This is a genomic window from [Clostridium] saccharolyticum WM1 (assembly GCF_000144625.1).
Classification (GTDB): Bacteria; Bacillota; Clostridia; order Lachnospirales; family Lachnospiraceae; genus Lacrimispora; species Lacrimispora saccharolytica.
Genome location: NC_014376.1, coordinates 750852 through 770623, shown reverse-complemented (window position 1 = coordinate 770623; position 19772 = coordinate 750852). Strand labels below are relative to the sequence as shown.

The 19772-nt window shown below is 47.3% G+C and carries 12 protein-coding genes; 2 read left to right on the top strand and 10 right to left on the bottom strand.

Translation table 11 applies throughout. The features are described 5' to 3' along the window. Window positions 1-5: 5 nt before the first annotated feature. The 6 genes from araA to CLOSA_RS03525 all read right to left on the bottom strand — a co-directional run bounded on the left by araA (window position 6) and on the right by CLOSA_RS03525 (window position 8539). Window positions 6-1499 (bottom strand): L-arabinose isomerase, encoded by a 1494-nt coding sequence (gene araA, locus CLOSA_RS03555; RefSeq protein WP_013271401.1) that lies wholly within the window; start codon window positions 1497-1499, stop codon window positions 6-8. A 779-nt stretch (window positions 1500-2278) separates the two neighbouring features. Further along, the gene (locus tag CLOSA_RS03550; RefSeq protein WP_013271400.1) at window positions 2279-3718 is read right to left on the bottom strand and encodes a D-alanyl-D-alanine carboxypeptidase family protein; all 1440 of its coding nucleotides are present in this window, start codon (window positions 3716-3718) and stop codon (window positions 2279-2281) included. Between the two features lie 159 nt (window positions 3719-3877). Continuing rightward, window positions 3878-5437, bottom strand: coding sequence for a ribonuclease Y (rny, locus tag CLOSA_RS03545; RefSeq protein ID WP_013271399.1), 1560 nt, complete (start codon window positions 5435-5437; stop codon window positions 3878-3880). 125 nt (window positions 5438-5562) lie between these two features. Then, entirely contained in the window at window positions 5563-6171 is a 609-nt protein-coding gene (locus CLOSA_RS03540; protein WP_013271398.1) for a regulatory protein RecX, read from the bottom strand. 64 nt (window positions 6172-6235) lie between these two features. Further along, complete coding sequence (recA, locus tag CLOSA_RS03535; RefSeq protein WP_013271397.1) at window positions 6236-7327, bottom strand: recombinase RecA; 1092 nt, start codon at window positions 7325-7327, stop codon at window positions 6236-6238. Window positions 7328-7648: 321 nt separating this feature from the next. Continuing rightward, window positions 7649-8539, bottom strand: a complete 891-nt coding sequence (locus tag CLOSA_RS03525; protein WP_041708437.1) for a S8 family peptidase — start codon at window positions 8537-8539, stop codon at window positions 7649-7651. Between the two features lie 162 nt (window positions 8540-8701). Here CLOSA_RS03525 and CLOSA_RS03520 point away from each other — a divergent pair, with 162 nt between their 5' ends. Further along, the gene (locus CLOSA_RS03520) at window positions 8702-9862 is read left to right on the top strand and encodes a M20 family metallopeptidase (RefSeq protein WP_013271395.1); all 1161 of its coding nucleotides are present in this window, start codon (window positions 8702-8704) and stop codon (window positions 9860-9862) included. 348 nt (window positions 9863-10210) lie between these two features. Here CLOSA_RS03520 and CLOSA_RS03515 read toward each other — a convergent pair whose 3' ends face one another. From CLOSA_RS03515 to CLOSA_RS03500, 4 genes are all read right to left on the bottom strand, one after another. Next, window positions 10211-11482, bottom strand: coding sequence for a diaminopimelate decarboxylase (locus tag CLOSA_RS03515; RefSeq protein WP_013271394.1), 1272 nt, complete (start codon window positions 11480-11482; stop codon window positions 10211-10213). A gap of 356 nt (window positions 11483-11838) precedes the next feature. Beyond that, window positions 11839-13275, bottom strand: coding sequence for a pyruvate kinase (gene pyk, locus CLOSA_RS03510; RefSeq protein ID WP_013271393.1), 1437 nt, complete (start codon window positions 13273-13275; stop codon window positions 11839-11841). 15 nt (window positions 13276-13290) lie between these two features. Beyond that, complete coding sequence (locus CLOSA_RS03505; RefSeq protein ID WP_013271392.1) at window positions 13291-14136, bottom strand: rhomboid family protein; 846 nt, start codon at window positions 14134-14136, stop codon at window positions 13291-13293. An 87-nt stretch (window positions 14137-14223) separates the two neighbouring features. Continuing rightward, entirely contained in the window at window positions 14224-15165 is a 942-nt protein-coding gene (locus tag CLOSA_RS03500) for a magnesium transporter CorA family protein (RefSeq protein ID WP_013271391.1), read from the bottom strand. Window positions 15166-15419: 254 nt separating this feature from the next. Between CLOSA_RS03500 and CLOSA_RS03495 the strand changes: the two genes are divergently transcribed. Then, complete coding sequence (locus CLOSA_RS03495) at window positions 15420-19682, top strand: 2-hydroxyacyl-CoA dehydratase (RefSeq protein ID WP_013271390.1); 4263 nt, start codon at window positions 15420-15422, stop codon at window positions 19680-19682. Window positions 19683-19772 lie beyond the last annotated feature (90 nt).

Below are 19772 nucleotides of genomic sequence, written 5' to 3'. Positions count from 1 at the left end.
TTGAATTAACGATACGCTGCAGAATTCCATCTCAGTTCATTTTTTAAATCCCTGATGGTTGTTTTTTCATCGATGAATACGGCTTCGATTTCCATGGCTTCTGCCCAGTCTCCCATCTGCTCTGCCGTCAGATCATAAGAAAAAGCCGTGTGATGGGCGCCGCCAGCTAAAATCCAGCTTTCCGCTCCGGTGATAAGGTTTGGCTCCGGTGTCCAGAACGCAGTAGCAACCGGAAGCTTTGGCATGGGCTTTTCCGTCTTTTTGCAGTTTACCGTATTGATGATCAGGCGGAAGCGGCTGCCTAAATCGATCAGGGAGGCAGCTATCCCCTTTCCTTCCTTTGCCGTAAATACAAGACGGGCAGGGGCTTCCCTCTCCCCCATGGACAGCGGGTTCACTTTGATGCCGATTTTTCCGCCGGCAATGGTGGGGCAAACCTCCAGCATATGGGCCTGAAGAATCCCTTCCTTCCCCGGAACCAGGTTGTAGGTGTAATCCTCCATAAAGGAAGTGCCCTTTGCATCCTTGGTCCCCTGTGTCATAAGCTTCATCAGACGTACCATAGCGGCTGTTTTCCAGTCGCCCTCCGCCCCAAAGCCATAACCCTTTTCCATCAGACGCTGAATGGCAAGACCAGGTAGCTGTTTTAAAGAGCCAAGATCTCCAAAATGAGTGACTATGGCCTGGTAATTCTTATCCTTTAAAAACCGCTCAAACCCTAGCTCGATCTGGGCCTGGGCCGCCACATGGGATTGGAACTCGCCCTGGTCCATGCCTTCCGTCAAAATCTCGTAACTGCTGTAATACTCCTCCACAAGGGAAGAGACTTCTCCTGCAGCCACGTCTTTTACATAATCTGCAATCTCATTGACCGGATAGGCATCAATCTCCCAGCCAAATTTTATCTGGGCCTCTACCTTGTCTCCTTCGGTGACTGCCACGTTTCTCATATTATCCGCAACCCGTACCACCCGGATATGACTGCTTTCCGTGATCCCTACTGCGGTTCTCATCCAGGAACCGATCCGGCTCTGGACATCCTGATCATCCCAGTGACCTGCAATTACCTTTCTGGATATGCCCATTCTAGTGACCATATGTCCGAATTCCCGGTCCCCGTGGGCAGACTGGTTTTCATTCATGAAATCCATATCAATGGTATCATAGGGAATCTCCCTGTTAAATTGGGTATGCAGATGGAGCAGCGGCTTCCGGTATTCCTGAAGCCCTAAAATCCAGGACTTTGCAGGGGAAAAGGTGTGCATCCAGGTGATCACTCCTGCACAGGACTCATCCGTATTGGCCTCATGGAACAGCCTGCGTATGGAGACGTTATCAATCAGCACCGGCTTTAGAACCACTTCATAGGGAAGGAGACCGGAAGAATTCAGTCTTTCCACAATGATACCGGAATGTTTAGCCACAGTTCTTAAACATTCCTCACCGTAAAGATCCTGGGATCCTGTTGCAAACCAAAATTTATATTCTTTCATTATCATTTTAATTACCCCCTTTTCCATTATTCCAAGGCGGATCACATTCCAGGACGCCTTGTGCAAAACACTTGTCATAACACCGTCATCATATGGACTGGCTGGTCTGCTAGGGCCTCATTGAAGACGGAAACAGGTTCTGTTCTTATGAGGCTCCTTTTAGCCGCGGCTGATCCTTAAATCACTGGATTTGCTGCTGCCGGGATGATTGCAGTACTCCAGCAGATTGCATGCATCAGCAATCCCCCTGGTTCCTAAGTTCACCGCCATCATCACATCAGAGCCTGCACTTAATCAGTCAGAGGATGCTTTGTCCTCTGTTCCATTCCCTTACAGGGCACCGTAGCAATGTCTGCCGTGTCCACAAAAAATCTCATCGTTCTGCCTCCTTTTTATAAAAGTGATTCAAATATCCTCTTACTACCAATTTATAACTTGTACGCACCAATGCACAAGTTGTTTTTATGTATTTTATCACAAGAAAGCAGAAGATACAAAAATCCTCCCCGTATACCCCAGGGGGAGAACGCACAAGGAATACCTGTAATATTAAATAAATCTGTATTTTTTCCACAATCGTCCGGAGAAAAGAAGAGAATATGCACAATTTTATGTTTAAAATTAAGGAATGTTTGTTGACACTTTTTCAGGGAAATGAGGTATATTAATACATGTAACCCCCCCCAATACATTATATAGTTTTTGCTACACCCCATAAGAAACGAAATACCTTCTCCGAAAAAGGACCAGCTACCCCGGCTGGTCCTTTTTCATTCTCTTCTTTCCTATTTTCTCCGTTTTATATTCCGGCGCTGTTTTAAAATCCGTTCAAAATCTTCTTCTGAACCTTCCGCTTTTAAGCGCCGCCTTCTCTCTTCTCTCCGAAGGGCGACTTCCCTGGCTTCTTTCTTTTTCTTATAAATAAAAAGTCCGGTTCCGCCGCCTGCCAGTGCAAGGACTGCGATAATTCCTGCCGCAGCCAGTATACCGCCTCCCTTTCTTCCGGATGAAGCTTTGCCTATGCCTGAACTGGTTTTCGGCTCCTCAGGGTTTGTCTCTGCGGTTGCCTGTTCCGATTCCTGGCTTGCCGGCTCTGTCCCCTTCTTTTCCATTAAATATGCCTGACCTACCTTTCTGTCATTGTAGGTATACTGAATCAGGGCAATCGCTCCCTTTGGGCTTCCTTCCGGAAGGTCTGTTACCAGAGTTTTATCCGCCTGGGAAAGCTCTGCCCCTTTCGGCAGGGTGATGACCTGATCTGGCTCTAATTCCAGATCAGAGGGCTTATAGGATGTCCCGTTGATTTCCACCGGCTCTTCTCCTGATAAATAGCCGGTTTCAGGCCCTGTCACAGGGAAATTCTCAAAGCGGCTGAAGCCGAATTCCAGAAGAGCTTTTCCGTCAATAAAATACTGCTTCGGACTTCCTTTCAGAATAACAGAAATAAGCCTTTTTCCATCCTGCTCCCCGTAGGTAACAAGTGTATTGCCAGCTTTAATAAGATATCCTGTCTTTCCGGCTACTGCCGATGGGCAGTAAAACTCACTCTTTGTATCCTTTGTCTTTACCAGACGATGTTCGTTATATATGGTAAGTCCCTCCGGGTTATTGGCAGTAGGCGGAATGTTACGGCTGATGGCAGAACTGATCTCTACAAGCTTTTTGTTGCTGTAAGCCGCCTTTGCAATGAGAGCCATATCATAAGCGGTGACATACTGGGTATCCCCGTTAAGGCCCGAAGGATTGTCAAAATGGCTTTCAACGCAGCCTAGCTCCTTGATTTTTTCATTCATCATGGAGACAAACGCCTCCCTGCTTCCGGCCACATGCTCTGCAAGGGCATTGGCTGCCTGGTTGCAGGAATGGAGAATCAGGGAATAAAGACAATCTTCTACTGAAAGCTTATCTCCGGTATCCACATTTAATTTATTCCCACTGCCCTCTTCCACATTGTAAACTGAATCCTTTGAAAAAGTCACCATATCATTTAAGTCTGCGTTCTCCAAAACAATAAGGGCAGTCAAAATCTTCGTGATGCTGGCCGGCGGATAAGGAGCATGGATGTTCTGTCCAAATAGGACCGCTCCTGAATCTCCGTCTATGACTATTCCGGCTTCCGCCTGGATGCCCGTATCAGACGGCCAGTCTGGCTTTGCATAAACAGTCATAAGAAACAATTGGCTGACCAATATGCAGCTAATCAGTACTTTTATCCTCCGATTCACTTATCATCCTCCTCCTGACATGAAATATGCCCTAAAGCCGCATGAGAATAATTATACGGTTTTAGGGCATTATTTGTATCCTAGTCCATCAAGCGGATATGCATGCACATCCGGTTAATACTTTAAATCCAAGATTAAAAGGCGTTTTTCTTTCAACTTTTACTTCGCGTAATCTGTAACTCTGGACTCCCGGATCACGTTGACCTTGATTTGCCCCGGATACTCCAGGGACTCTTCTATTTTCTTGGAAATATCACGGGCCAATAGCACCATGTCGTCATCGTTAATCTGTTCCGGAACTACCATAATCCGAACTTCGCGTCCTGCCTGAATGGCAAAGGACTTGTCCACTCCCTTAAAGGAATTGGTAATATCTTCTAACTGTTTTAATCTGTTTGTATATGTCTCCAGAGTTTCTCTTCTTGCTCCAGGTCTTGCTGCAGAAATAGTGTCCGCTGCCTGGACAATGCAAGCGATGAGGCTCTGTGGTTCAACATCGCCATGGTGAGACTCCACCGTGTTCAGCACGATTGCGGATTCCTTGTACTTTTTACACAAATCCACACCCAGCTGAATATGGGAACCTTCCATCTCATGGTCAACGGCTTTTCCGATGTCATGTAGTAAACCGGCGCGTTTGGCCATACGGATATCAAGGCCGATCTCTCCAGCTAACAGCCCTGACAATTGGGCCACCTCAATGGAATGCTTTAAGGCATTCTGTCCATAGCTTGTCCTGTATCTCAGCTTGCCAAGCAATCTGATGAGTTCCGGATGAAGCCCGTGTATGCCCACTTCAAGGGCAGCGGCTTCTCCTTCTTCACGCATATTGGTTTCTACCTCTTTTTGTGCCTTTTCCACCATTTCTTCGATTCTTGCCGGGTGAATACGGCCATCCACAATAAGGCGTTCCAACGCGATTCTGGCTACTTCTCTACGAACCGGATCAAATCCGGATAAAACAACTGCCTCCGGGGTATCATCAATAATCAGTTCCACGCCCGTAAGGGTCTCTAACGTACGGATGTTACGGCCCTCCCTTCCGATGATTCTGCCTTTCATCTCATCGTTGGGAAGCTGTACAACAGAAACCGTGGTTTCTGCCACATGGTCCGCAGCACATCTTTGAATGGCTGTCACCACATATTCCTTTGCCTTTTTCTCCGCCTCTTCTTTTGCTTTGTTGTCAAGTTCCTTAATTAATTTCGCAGTGTCATGTTTTACATCATCTTCAACAGATTTTAAAAGATATTCTTTTGCCTGTTCGGAGGTAAGTCCGGAAATCTTCTCCAGTTCCTGAATGCCTTTCTCATAAAGAGATTCTACTTCGGCATTTCTCTTATTCAGGGCGTCCTCTCGAGCAGTCAGACCTGCTTCTCGTTTTTCCATAGCCTCGGACTTCTTGTCCAAGTTTTCTTCCTTGTTTAATACTCTTCTTTCATAACGTTGAAGCTCAGCTCTTCTTTCCCTGGTTTCCTTCTCCAGTTCATTCTTAGTCTTTAAAGACTCTTCTTTTGCCTCAAGGAGAGCTTCACGCTTCTTTGTCTCAGCGGTCTTTAATGCTTCATCTATTATTTCCCGGGATTTTTCTTCTGCAGTGCCAATTTTACTTTCGTAGGTATTCTTACGATACGTGATGGCAGCAGACCAGGCAATAAAAGCAACTACTACTGATGCGACGATTGCAATCAATGCAGCCGTGAATACTGATACTGACACAGGAGCACCTCCTTATTAGATTTTCATTGTACAACAATACAACACTACAATTTTAAACTGTTTTATACATTATGTCAAGTATTTCGCCTCTGTTTCCGGTATACTTATACACATTTTCCCCGTTGTCAGTCATCGCTGTAAAGGCCTCCTAAAACACTGCTTATGGAATCGTATGAAAATCCCCTTCTTGCCAAAGCAGCCATCATCCTGCTGCGTTCCTTAACGTCCATTTCTTCCGGTTTTAAGCACTTCTTTCTCACATAAGCCCGTATCTGAGCTTCCTCATCCACCGGCTGTTCACTAAGGATTTCCTGGATCACCTCTTTGTCCAAACCTTTTTTCTGCAGCTCATACCGGATCTGCCTTTCACTTTTCCGTCCCGAATTGAATTCCACATACCTCTGCCCATAGTCAAAGTCATTCAGAAAGCGGTGCTCCTTTAAAAAATTGATGGCGTAATCAGCAGCTTCCTTTGGATATCCTCCATCCTTTAGCTTTCGCCTCAGTTCCTGTTCCGTTTTGTCCGAGGACTTCAAAAGGAAGAGAACCCTTTCTCTGGCTCTTTTAAACAAAACTTCCTGCAGGATTTCCTGGTAGGTATCCTCTGATAGCGGCTTTCCCTCTTCAATCCCAAATTTTCTAATTTCCCCACGATAAAGGACAAGAGTAAAGTCATCCTCCAGAATGACTTTACTCCTGCGTTTATCGAAGGGCACAATCTCAGTAACTGTCATATATGCCCCTTATCTTATCTGATTTCCGGACTTCGTATCTCTGACGGCCAACCCCACAAACAGATTACTGCTGGGGTGCTTCAGGCTTGCTCTCTTCGGCTTTCATTCTCTTGCTTTCTTTCGCCGCTGCTCCGCCGCTTTCCGGTGCTGCACTGCCTTCCTCATGAAGCCCATACTTTACACGGACCTTATTCTCTATCTCCATGCAGGCGGCCGGATTATCCTGAAGATAGGTCTTGGCATTTTCCCGCCCCTGGCCGATCTTAATGTTATTATATGCAAACCAGGCTCCGCTTTTTTCCACGATATTCTCTTTTACCGCCAGGTCAAGGATATCTCCTTCCTTGGAAATGCCTTTGCCGAACATAATATCAAATTCCGCCTCTTTAAACGGAGGAGCGATCTTGTTCTTCACCACCTTCACCCGGACTCGGTTACCTACCATATCTCCGCCCTGCTTCAGCGTCTCGATCTTACGGATATCCAGACGGACAGATGCATAGAACTTAAGGGCACGTCCACCTGTGGTAGTCTCAGGGCTTCCAAACATCACCCCCACCTTCTCCCGAAGCTGGTTAATAAAGAGTACAATACAGTTGGACTTGCTGATGATGGCCGTCAGTTTTCTAAGAGCCTGGGACATAAGACGGGCCTGAAGCCCCACATGGGAATCCCCCATATCCCCCTCGATCTCAGCCTTTGGCACAAGGGCCGCCACCGAGTCCACAATCACGATATCCACTGCCCCGGAACGAACCATGGTTTCCGTAATTTCCAATGCCTGTTCCCCATTATCCGGCTGGGAAATGTACAGGTTGTCAATATCCACTCCAATGCTCTTGGCATAAACAGGGTCAAGGGCATGCTCCGCATCAATAAAGCCAGCGATGCCGCCTCTCTTCTGAACCTCTGCGATCATATGCAGGGCAACGGTCGTCTTACCGCTGGATTCCGGTCCGTAAATCTCCACAACCCTTCCCTTGGGGATTCCTCCCAGGCCAAGGGCGATATCAAGACTCAAGGCCCCTGTAGGTACCGTCTCCACGTTCATATTTGTGCCTGAATCTCCCAGCTTCATGACAGAGCCTTTCCCGTATGCCTTTTCTATCTGAGTAAGGGCGGCATCAAGCGCCTTTAGCTTATCATCTTTATTCATATTATCCTCCAATGCGAACAAATGTTCTTTTTCTGTTTATAATCATAGTATACTTCCCGGTAAATGTCAACCAAAAATTTATACTTCTAAGCTCAATACGCATCACTCTCCCGGCCTGTCCGGCTGAAAATAATGAACTTATGGTGTGGGAAAATACGGCGAAATGCCGGAAAGGAAAGAAAGGCGGACTGCCTTCCGGATTTACTATAACATAGGAAGGCGGTATCTGCAACCCTTCCCTGGAAATATATTGGGGTTCTTTTTTCAAATCGGGCCGCCCGGCATTGCCTGGAAGCGGCCCAAAAGAGGATCCTATGGGGGTTACAAAAGCAGTTTCTCCACATCAAGCATCCCCCAGCCCTGCTGGTTCATGGGAAGCCCGATATCCACTGCCCGGTCCCTCAGCATCAGCTTTACATCACGGTTGCTCATATAGGGATATTTCTGAAGAAGAAGGGCAATGGCCCCTGACACCAGAGGCGTTGACATGGAAGTACCGCTTTTGGCAAGATACTGTCCTGCTTCATTGGCACAGCTCATGATCCCTGCGCCCGGCGCAATGATTTCCGGCTTGCAGATACAGGCACCGGTGGGGCCTCTTCCGGAATAATCAATCATCCGGTTTCCCATGACATTAACCTCTTTATAATCATCGGAGCACCCCACGGTGATCACCTTCCGGCTGATTCCCGGAGTGGTGATGGTGTTCATGCCCGGTCCCATGTTTCCAGCTGCCACACAAACCACCAGCCCGTCATCCCAGGCGGCATTTACCCCACGCACAAGAACAGAATTCTCTGTCATCCCTTTTTTCGAAAAGGAACCGACAGAGATATTTACGATTCTGATTCCATACCGTTCTCTGTTGTCACGGATCCATTTAAGCCCGGCCAGCACATCAGATGCATAGCCATTGCCTTTTTTATCCAAAACCTTCAGCATAATAATATGGCATTCCGGCGCAACACCCATATACATTCCCCGGGAAGCTCTGCCGCTCCCTCCGATAATTCCTGAAATATGGGTCCCATGACCGTTATCGTCATAGGTATCTCTCCTGCGCTGCACAATATCTACAAAAGCTGCCACTCTATGTTCAAAGTCCTCGTGAAGATAAATCCCCGTATCAAGAACCGCTACTCCAATTCCACGTCCTGTATAACCCATGCCATGGGCCGCCTCACAGTGTATTGCTTCTCTTACATGATTCACAGTCCATTACCTGATTCCTTTTTTATTAGGATATTCCGGTTCAGCCCCTGTGGTTTCTTTTCCTCCTGAAAATGCAAAAGAAGATTTTTACCGAATCCCATTTACTTTCTGCAAATCTGTTCCTATAATGGAAGTAACATAATAAGTAAGGAGATCATTTCCATGGAAAATCATCAATCCGATGCCACTTTTCTGGCACAGGCCCTGATCCGCATCGATAGTACGGATCCGGGTGCATACGAAAAAAATATCGGTGATTATATTTTTAACTGGCTCACTTCCCTGTCCGTTCCCATCCTCAAAAAAGAGGTCCTGCCCGGCCGGTATAATATCATGGCAAAAATACAGGGAGAAATCGACGACCCTGCCCTTGTTTATATCTGCCATATGGATACGGTGACCATAGGGGAAGGCTGGACAACAGACCCTTTTGGTGCGGAGGTCATTCAGGGGAAGATATACGGGCGGGGGGCCTGTGACATGAAATCAGGACTGGCCTGTGCCCTTTCCGTATTTTCCGCCATGGCAAAAGAAGCCGCATCCGGCAAAATTCCGAAACATTCCTTTGTTTTCATTGGAACCGTGGATGAAGAAGATTTCATGCGGGGGGTGGAGGATGCAATAAAGGAAGGCTGGGTATCAGAAAAAAGCTTTGTCCTGGATACGGAACCTACCAATGGGCAGATTCAGGTGGCTCATAAAGGCCGTACCTGGTTTGAGATCGAGGTCACCGGAGTGACTGCCCATGCAAGTACCCCCTGGAAGGGGGCCGATGCCATAGCCGCCATGGCTGAGATCATTTCTTCCATACGCAGAAAAGTCGGAGAATGCCCCTCCCACCAAGACCTTGGCGCCTCCACCGTCACCTTCGGCCAGATTGAGGGAGGATACCGCCCTTATGTGGTTCCTGACCGCTGCAAGGTCTGGATCGACATGCGTCTGGTTCCGCCTACAGACACGGCTTCTGCTGTTTCCATTGTGGAGCAGGCCATCAGGGACGCCGCCCAGGCTGTCCCCGGGATCACAGCTTCCTACGCCATCACAGGCGACAGGCCCTACATTGAAAAGGATGAAGCCTCCCCTTTGCTGAAAGCCCTGAAGGCTGCCGCAGAGGAAGTCACAGGAGAACCGGTTCCTGTCACCTTTTTTCCAGGCTATACGGACACCGCCGTAATAGCAGGAAAGCTTCACAACCATAACTGCATGTCCTACGGGCCAGGTGATCTGGAACTGGCTCATAAGCCGGATGAATTTGTCCCCTGTGAAGATATCCTAAGATGTGAAAAAGTACTCACCAGGCTGGCACGCTCCTTTCTCTTTTAGAATTTTACGGCTGATATGATATTAAGAAAATCTTCATAATCTATTCAAACAATATACAAACTTTTCCAGGGTCGGTGTGCTATACTATTAACATAAGAAATGCACAATGTATCAATTATCCTTTCACCCTTTTTGAAATCCGAAAATCCTAAGAAAAATCCCCCCTGTGTCATGTGGCACAGGGATTTTTCTGTTAGGACAGAAAAAATACGCTGGAACGTCTTTCCGGATGATATGCCATGGAAAAAGAAACAGGCATACTCCTCCGGCCCGTTGCCGGCACAAAAATCAAGAGAGGCATCTCCGGTTTCGGAAACCCTCTCTCTGTTTTTTATATTTTCAAAAAATTTAATATTTTATATCCTTTAACACATCACAGAAATCAAAGGTGGCAAAATAATCCCTTGGAGTTTCAGCCCTGCGGATCATCTGGACAGACCCGTCCTCCTTTAAGAGTAGTTCTGCTGATTTTAATTTCCCATTATAATTATACCCCATAGCATAGCCGTGAGCGCCAGTATCGTGAATGAAAAGCAGATCTCCTCTGGATATCTCCGGCAGCATTCTGTCTATGGCAAACTTGTCATTGTTTTCACAAAGAGATCCGACCACATCGTACTTATGGCTGCATACCTCTCCCTCTTTTCCCATGACCGTGATATGATGGTAAGCCCCATACATGGCCGGTCTCATCAGGTTCACAGCGCAGGCATCCACGCCGACGTATTCCTTGTGGGTGTGCTTTTCATGAATGGCTCTTGTGACCAGCCCTCCGTAAGGCCCCAGCATGAAGCGTCCAAGCTCCGTATAGATGGCCACATCCCCCATCCCTTCCGGCACCAGGATTTCTTCATAAACCTCCCTGACTCCTTCTCCAATGGCCTTAATGTCGTTTGGCTCCTGTCCAGGACGGTAGGGGATCCCGATCCCGCCCGACAGGTTAATAAAGGAGATGTGAGCCCCTGTTTCTTTTTTCAGCTTCACCGCCAGTTCAAAAAGCACCTTTGCAAGAAGGGGATAATATTCATTTGTCACCGTGTTGCTGGCAAGGAAAGCATGGATTCCAAAATGTTTGGCTCCATTGCTTTTTAATATGCGGAATGCTTCAAACATCTGTTCCGTGGTCATCCCGTATTTGGAATCTCCCGGATTATCCATGATGTCGTTGCTGATTTTAAATATGCCGCCCGGATTATAGCGGCAGCTGATGGTCTCGGGAATATGTCCGATGGCCTTTTTAAGATATTCAATGTGGGTGATGTCATCCAGGTTGATAATCCCTCCAATTTTATCCGCATACTGGAATTCTTCAGCAGGCGTGTTGTTGGAAGAGAACATAATATCAGAACCGGAAAATCCAAGGCTGTCAGACATCATAAGCTCTGTCATGGATGAACAGTCCGCACCGCACCCATAATCTTTTAAAATATTCAGAATAAACGGATTAGGCGTAGCCTTTACCGCAAAATACTCCCGGTAGCCTTTATTCCAGGAAAACGCATCTTTCAGCTTCCGGGCATTTTCCCTGATCCCCTTTTCATCGTATAAATGAAAGGGTGTGGGATACTCTTTCACGATCTCTTCTAACCTTTCTTTCGTAACAAATGGTCTCTTTTCCATAGCGTTTCTCTCCTCTCGTAGCTTACCATCATAGGAATAAAAAGTCTGTTTTGCAGACTCGCGCGGGGGGGCCGCGCGGTGGGGGGGACGATATCCAAAGGATCAAAAAGAGCCTGTCTCCGGCACATCTGCTGGTAAGCTTCATTGTACCGGGGATAGACTCCTTTGTCTACACTTTTTTGTATAAATATTCATGGAAGGGTAAAAATTCCAGTGCGCCTTGCAAAACCCGGAGGTACCTGCTCACGGACTGCCGCCCTATGAAACGGGGCCTCAGCGGTTGATCTGACGTTGGGGTACGGCATAAATTTTTTGCTGCCCCGTTTTGCAATGCTCATTGCTTTCGTGGAAATCCGTTAATCTACGGTCACCACCCGCATGATATTGGTATGAGCCGCAGGTTCGTTCTTTCTCACAGGACTTACCACCCCAGCAGTCACCACTACCATTTCATTTTCTTTTACAATGCCTTTTGCCTTTAATAATTCCATGGAAGAATAAATCAAAACGTCGGTGGATTCCGCACGCTTCGCATGGAACGGCTTTACGCCCCAGTATAACTGCATCTGACGGAGGGCGGAGGAGCTTGGGGACAAGCCGATGATCAGGCTTTCCGGTCTCCATTTGGACAACAGCCGGGTAGTAAAGCCGGTGATGCTTGGAGCCACGATCACTCTGGCTCCCAGATCATGAGCCGTGGAAACGGAAGAATAGCATACTGCATTGGATACATTGTGGCTATTGACGGCAGAAACCTTGCGCTCTCTGTATGCACTGTAATCCAGATGCTTTTCTGTTTCCTCCACAATCGAGGCCATCATGGAAAGAGCCTCAACCGGATATTTGCCCATAGCGGTCTCACCGGAAAGCATGACTGCATCCGTCCCGTCATAAACAGCGTTTGCCACGTCCGTTACCTCGGCTCTGGTAGGACGGGGATTGCGGATCATGGAATCCAGCATCTGGGTTGCGATTATAACAGGCTTACAGGCCTCGTTGCATTTCTCTATAATCCGCTTCTGGATAAACGGTACCTCCTGGGCCGGAATCTCAACTCCCATATCGCCCCGGGCAACCATGATTCCATCGCTGGCTTCAATGATGTCATCTAGATTTTCAATGCCCTCCGCATTCTCGATCTTGGCAATAACGGATATATTGGAACCATGCTCCTCCAATATATTCTTTATTTCGTAAATTGCATCTGCTGTCCGTACAAAGGAAGCCGCAATGAAATCAAAGCCCTGCTCAATGCCGAACTTTATATCCATTTTATCCTTATCGGTAAGCGCAGGAAGCTTTACCTTGACATTTGGCACGTTGACGCCTTTTCTTTCCCCCAGCTCACCGCCATTGATGATCTTACATACAATTTCCTTCCCCTTAACCTCAAGGACTTCCAGTTCGATCAGGCCATCATCAATAAGAATGCGGTTTCCTGAAGCAACATCCTCATTCAGTCCGTCATAGTTGATGTGGCCCTTTTTTGCATCTCCTACGATCTCCTCTGTTGTCAGGATATATGTCTCTCCTTCCTTCAGGTTCACCTTTTTCCCATCCTTTAAAAGTCCGGTACGGATCTCAGGTCCTTTTGTATCAAGAAGTGCGGCAATGGGAAGATCCAGTTCCTCGCGGATGCTCTTTAGTAAGCCGAGACGCATTTTCTGCTCTTCATAATCACCATGTGAGAAGTTGAATCTGGCCACATCCATCCCATTCTGGGCAAGTGCCTTCATCAGTGCGCGATCATTGGTATTCGGTCCCATGGTGCAAATAATTTTGGTTCTCTTCATCATTATCCTCCGTAGCTAGTTGGTCGTATCACCGGTTGTGGGGTTGGACGGTGTTACATGTTTATGTGTATACAAATGCTCAGAACAGTATTCAAAGCTGCCTTCGCATTTTGAACAATAACGGAATTCCAGGTTTGGAGAGTCCTTTTCGGTCCGGCCGCATACGGCGCACCGGTGATGGGTCCAGCCCTGTGGCTTTATCTTCATCTGCTTATGAAAATTCTGCTTCCTTTTGATCTCTTTCGGATTAAACCGGCTTAAATTCCGAGTCAAAAGGAAAAAGAGGATAAAGTTCAGCAAGGACATAAATATGGTGACTCTGGTAGCAATGTTGCCGGTAATGAAGCCATACAGGAAATAGATTCCGTTAAAAATGGCCAGCCATTTGGCTTTAATGGGAATTACGAAAAACAATAGGAATTCCAAATCCGGGAAAGTGGCTGCAAAAGCAAAGAACAGGGAATAATTGAGGAATTCCGTTGTCAGATACACCGTTTTTCCCATAAAAATATAGACAATCAGGGCCGCAGCCACATGGCCGATGACTCCCATAAAGAAATAAACGTTAAAACGGAACGCACCCCAGATTCTCTCTAAGTTCACGCCCAGCATGTAGTATAAATACATGCTGATCAGGCTCAAGAAAAGACCGCCGCCCGGCGGGTAGATCATAAAGGTTGCGATCCTCCACACCTGGCCGCCCAGAATCTTTCCGGCATCAAGAGACAGGTATTGCCAGTAAAATCCAGGTGCCATCATCTCCATCAACAGTCCCACACCGTACATGCCGATGATATAGTACATCAGATTCGGAATCGCATACTTTCTGAATCTGCGTTCAAGATTATTAAAAAACTTCATGCTTTCCTCTTTTCTGCCACGCTTTACTGGCATAAAGGTGTATCCCCGCAGGGGATCCCAAAGGGGGTTTCTTATTTTCTATACAGGCTAGAACAGATCCTTTTTGGAAAAAATCCACGCTACGATCAGCGTCAGGGCCAGGGTGAGACCTAAAACAATGGCAAAGCCATAGGGACTGTCCGCAAAGGGAATACCCCTGGAATTAACGTTCATACCATAAAAGCTCGCCACCATGGTTGGTATGGACATAACAATGGTAATGGTTGCCAGAAACTTCATGACAATATTTAAGTTGTTTGATATAACGGAAGCAAACGCATCCATTGTCCCGCTTAAAATTCCGCTGTAAATATTAGCCATTTCAATGGCCTGCTTGTTCTCGACGATAACGTCTTCCAAAAGCTCCGTATCCTCCGGATATTTTTTGATTTTCTCATTTCTCATGAGCTTTTCAAGTACCATTTCATTCGAACGCAGGGAGGTGGTAAAGTAAACAAGGCTTTTTTCCAGCTCCAAAAGCTCAATGAGCTCCCGGTTCTTGGTGGATTTGTGAAGCTTCTCCTCAATCACCCCGCTTTTTTTATCAATGATCCTCAGATATTGCAGGTACAAAGATGCATTCTTATACAGGATCTGCAGAATAAACCGGGTCTTCATGTAGGTATGAAAATCCCTCACCCTGCCGTCCATAAATGCGTTAAGTACCGTGGTATCTTCCAGACAGACCGTAATGATGGCTTCATCCGTGGTTATGATGCCCATTGGTATGGTCACATACCAGTCCTTGCCGCCACGCTCTTCAATGGAGGGAACGTCTACCAGGATGAGGGTGTAATGATCCTCTGTCTGTATACGGGAACGTTCTTCCTCATCAAGGGGTGCCCTTAAATCATCAGGGTCGATTTTACAGGTATTGGCAATTTCCAGGATCTCCGTGGCAGTAGGGTCTGTAAGGGCAATCCAGGAACCCGGAGAAAGCTCATCCTTTTGCTGAATCAGGCCGTCTTCTGTTTTATAAATCCGAATCATAGCTTTTCTCTCTTTCACTGAAAAATCTTATTGGAAACATTGGCAGACTTTGACTTATACATTATAATTTCCCAAACCTTATTTGTCAAACGAAATGAAACTCCTTTTCGTGAACTTAAACAATTTTTACTAGTTTTAACATTTATTTAGCACGTTATTGCAATTGTATTATTTCTTATTTTATGTTAAACTGATGTTCGGTGAGCCAGAAACTTACTTTTACATAAAAGGAGGCAGGGGTAACCCCCGCGCATATGATTACATACCAAACATTAGGAATCGATATCGGTTCCACTACCGTTAAAATTGCAATATTAAATGAACACCATGAAATCTTATTCGCTGATTACGAGCGGCATTATGCAAACATACAGGAAACATTGGCAGGGCTTTTAAAAAAGGCCTATGATAAGCTGGGCCCCATGGACTTATGTCCGGCCATCACTGGGTCCGGCGGCTTAACTCTTTCCAGACATTTAAAGGTTCCCTTCGTCCAGGAGGTGGTATCTGTTGCCACCTCCCTTAAGGATTATGCCCCGCAGACTGATGTGGCAATCGAACTTGGGGGCGAAGATGCAAAAATTATTTACTTTACCGGCGGCATTGACCAGAGGATGAACGGAATATGTGCCGGAGGCACCGGATCCTTTATCGACCAGATGGCCGCTCTTTTACAGACCGACGCCTCCGGCTTAAATGAATATGCGGCCAATTACAAGGCCATATATCCCATCGCCGCCCGCTGCGGAGTCTTTGCAAAGACAGACATCCAGCCGCTCATTAATGAAGGGGCTACCAGGGAAGATCTTGCGGCCTCCATTTTTCAGGCGGTTGTGAACCAGACCATCAGCGGTCTGGCGTGCGGAAAGCCTATCAGAGGCCATGTGGCCTTCCTGGGAGGCCCTCTTCACTTTCTTCCGGAGCTTCAGAAAGCCTTTGTCCGCACCCTTCACTTGTCCGGGGATGAGATCATCGCTCCGGAGCACTCCCACTTATTTGCAGCCACCGGTGCTGCCATGAATGCAAAGGAGGTCCAGGGCGGAATCGTATCCCTGGAGGATTTAATCAACCGTTTATCCTCCGGCATCCGAATGGAATTTGAAGTAAAGCGCATGGATCCGCTGTTTACGGACCAGGCTGATTTTGATACCTTCATAAACCGGCACAACAGCCACTGCGTGAAAAAGGGCGAGTTGTCTTCCTACCACGGAAAGTGTTTTTTGGGGATCGACGCAGGCTCCACAACCACAAAGGTAGCCCTTGTAAGCGAAGACGGAACCTTGTTATATAAATTTTACAGCAGCAACAACGGAAGCCCTCTTGCAACGGCGATCCGGGCTATGAGGGAAATCCGGGAGCAGATGCCAGAGGACAGCCAGATCGTATGGTCCTGTTCCACCGGTTATGGAGAAGCTCTTTTAAAATCCGCCTTTCTCCTTGATGAGGGAGAGGTGGAGACCATCTCCCATTACTATGCGGCAGCCTTTTTTGAACCAAAGGTAGACTGCATCCTGGACATCGGCGGACAGGACATGAAGTGTATCCGCATTAAAAATGGCACCGTGGACAGCGTCCAGTTAAATGAGGCCTGCTCCTCCGGCTGCGGTTCCTTTATCGAAACCTTTGCCAATTCCTTAAACTATCAGGTAGAGAATTTTGCACAGGAGGCCTTATTTGCCAAAAACCCCACGGACTTAGGTACCAGATGCACGGTATTCATGAATTCCAACGTGAAACAGGCCCAGAAGGAAGGGGCCGAGGTATCCGATATTTCCGCAGGACTGGCTTATTCGGTCATTAAAAACGCCCTGTTTAAGGTAATTAAAATCACCAATGCATCTGATCTTGGCAGCCATGTGGTGGTACAGGGCGGTACCTTTTACAACAATGCCGTTTTAAGGAGCTTCGAAAAAATCGCTGGCTGCGAGGCCATCCGGCCGGATATTGCAGGCATTATGGGAGCCTTTGGCGCTGCTCTCATTGCAAGAGAACGGTATGAGGAATCTAAAACAACCACCATGCTGAGCCTGGATAAGATTCTGGGACTGCATTATGAGACCTCCATGGCCCGATGCAAAGGCTGTACCAACAACTGTGTTCTGACGGTCAACCGTTTTGACGGAGGCCGCCAGTTTATTACGGGAAACCGCTGCGAACGGGGACTTGGTAAGGAAAAAGCAAAACGGGAGGTGCCAAACCTCTTTGATTATAAAAACCGCCGCATGTTCGATTACGAGCCTTTAAGCCCGGATCTTGCGGAACGGGGCACCATCGGCATACCCAGAGTTTTAAACATGTATGAAAACTACCCCTTCTGGGCCGTTTTCTTTAAAGAACTGAAATTCCGTACCGTGCTGTCTCCCCAGTCCACCAGAAAGATCTATGAACTGGGCATTGAATCCATACCAAGCGAATCGGAATGCTACCCGGCAAAGATTGCCCACGGCCACATTGAATGGCTGATCAGGCAGGGAATCAAAACTATTTTTTATCCCTGTATTCCTTATGAACGGAATGAAACTCCTGATGCAGGAAACCATTTCAACTGCCCTATCGTCACCTCCTATGCAGAGAACATCAAGAACAACGTGGAAGGTCTTAAATCGGAAAATATCCGTTTCTTAAATCCGTTTATGGCTTTTACCAATGTAGAAATACTCACCGGACGCCTGACGGAAATATTTGCAGCCGATTTCCGGATTCCTGCCGCTGAGGTTGCCGCCGCCGCAAAAAAAGGCTGGGAGGAGCTTATGGCTTCCAGAGCCGATATGGAAAAAAAGGGAGAGGAAACCTTAAAATGGCTGGAGGACAACGACCGCCAAGGAATCGTACTGGCCGGACGTCCCTATCATGTTGATCCGGAAATTAACCATGGGCTGCCGGAGCTTATTACTTCGTATGGATTTGCAGTGCTTACGGAAGATTCCGTATCCCACCTGGCGGAAATTGAACGCCCTCTGGTGGTTACAGACCAGTGGATGTACCACACCAGACTTTATCGGGCCGCCGCCCTCGTAAAAAAGGAAAACCGTCTGAATTTAATCCAGCTTAACTCCTTTGGGTGCGGACTGGATGCCGTTACCACAGACCAGGTTAATGACATCTTAACCGGCTCAGGCAAGATCTATACGGTGTTAAAGATCGATGAGGTAAATAACCTGGGAGCCGCCAGGATCCGGATCCGCTCCCTGATCGCGGCACTTCGGGTACGGGATAAGCGCCATTACCAGCAGAAGGTGGTTTCCAGCGCTTACCACAGGATCATGTTTACCAAAGAGATGAAAAAGGATTACACCATCCTGTGCCCCCAGATGTCACCCATTCATTTTGACTTAATTGAACCAGCCATCCGGTCCTTTGGCTATCGGGTGGAGGTCCTTCAGAACCACAACCGGTCCGCCATTGATACGGGGTTAAAATATGTAAATAACGATGCCTGTTACCCCTCCCTCATCGTGGTAGGGCAGATCATGGATGCACTCTTATCCGGGAAATATGATTTAGACCGTACAGCAGTATTTATGAGCCAGACGGGAGGCGGCTGCCGGGCGTCCAATTACATCGGCTTTATCAGGCGTGCCCTGGAAAAGGCCGGCATGGGCCATATTCCGGTCATCTCCGTCAATGCAAACAACATGGAGACAAACCCAGGATTTAACATCACTTTGCCCATGCTGACAAAGGCCATGCAGGCGGTAGTGTACGGCGACGTCTTTATGCGGGTTTTATATGCGACCCGCCCTTATGAGAAGGTGCCCGGCTCTGCCAATTCCCTTCATGAGAAATGGAAAGAGCGGTGTATTGAATCCCTGTCCAGGAAATCCCCGGACATGATCACCTTCTCCCGCAACTTAAAAGGAATTATCAGGGATTTTGACAATCTTCCAAGAACTCCCGGTCAAAAGCCCAAGGTGGGAATCGTGGGAGAGATCCTTGTGAAGTTTTCTCCCCTGGCCAACAATCATATTGTGGAGCTGTTGGAATCAGAAGGTGCCGAAGCAGTCATGCCGGACTTAATGGACTTCCTACTGTACTGCTTCTACAACAATAACTTTAAAGCAGCAAATCTTGGAGGCAGGAAAACCACCGCAACCCTGTCCAATATGGGGATTTCCCTGCTGGAATTTTTCCGCCGAACCGCTAAGCAGGAGCTGATAAAGAGCAAACATTTTACTGCCCCGGCCCATATAGGAAATCTGGCCGACATGGCAAAGGAATTTGTATCCATTGGGAACCAGACCGGTGAAGGCTGGTTTTTAACAGGCGAGATGCTGGAACTGATCCACAGCGGCACCAATAACATTGTGTGCACCCAGCCCTTTGGCTGCCTCCCCAACCACATCGTTGGAAAAGGAGTTATCAAAGAGCTGAGGAAAACTTATCCTGACTCCAATATAATCGCCGTAGACTATGACCCCGGCGCAAGCGAGGTAAATCAGCTGAACCGTATCAAGCTGATGCTTTCCACCGCCCAGAAAAATATGGGCCATGGGGGATATCCGACAGAAACAGAGTAAAAAAGATACCGGGAAGAAATCAATCATCTTTCCGGTATCTTTTTCTATTTTACGGGCATGATGGTTTAACGGCCTGCCCTTTTGCCCCAT

Coding starts and splice junctions, on each gene's coding strand:
- araA (WP_013271401.1), bottom strand. CDS start 1,499: ATGATAATGAAAGAATATAAATTTTGGTTTGCAACAGGATCCCAGGAT.
- CLOSA_RS03540 (WP_013271398.1), bottom strand. CDS start 6,171: ATGACAGTTACTGAGATTGTGCCCTTCGATAAACGCAGGAGTAAAGTC.
- recA (WP_013271397.1), bottom strand. CDS start 7,327: ATGAATAAAGATGATAAGCTAAAGGCGCTTGATGCCGCCCTTACTCAG.
- CLOSA_RS03520 (WP_013271395.1), top strand. CDS start 8,702: ATGGAAAATCATCAATCCGATGCCACTTTTCTGGCACAGGCCCTGATC.
- CLOSA_RS03515 (WP_013271394.1), bottom strand. CDS start 11,482: ATGGAAAAGAGACCATTTGTTACGAAAGAAAGGTTAGAAGAGATCGTG.
- pyk (WP_013271393.1), bottom strand. CDS start 13,275: ATGAAGAGAACCAAAATTATTTGCACCATGGGACCGAATACCAATGAT.
- CLOSA_RS03505 (WP_013271392.1), bottom strand. CDS start 14,136: ATGAAGTTTTTTAATAATCTTGAACGCAGATTCAGAAAGTATGCGATT.
- CLOSA_RS03500 (WP_013271391.1), bottom strand. CDS start 15,165: ATGATTCGGATTTATAAAACAGAAGACGGCCTGATTCAGCAAAAGGAT.
- CLOSA_RS03495 (WP_013271390.1), top strand. CDS start 15,420: ATGATTACATACCAAACATTAGGAATCGATATCGGTTCCACTACCGTT.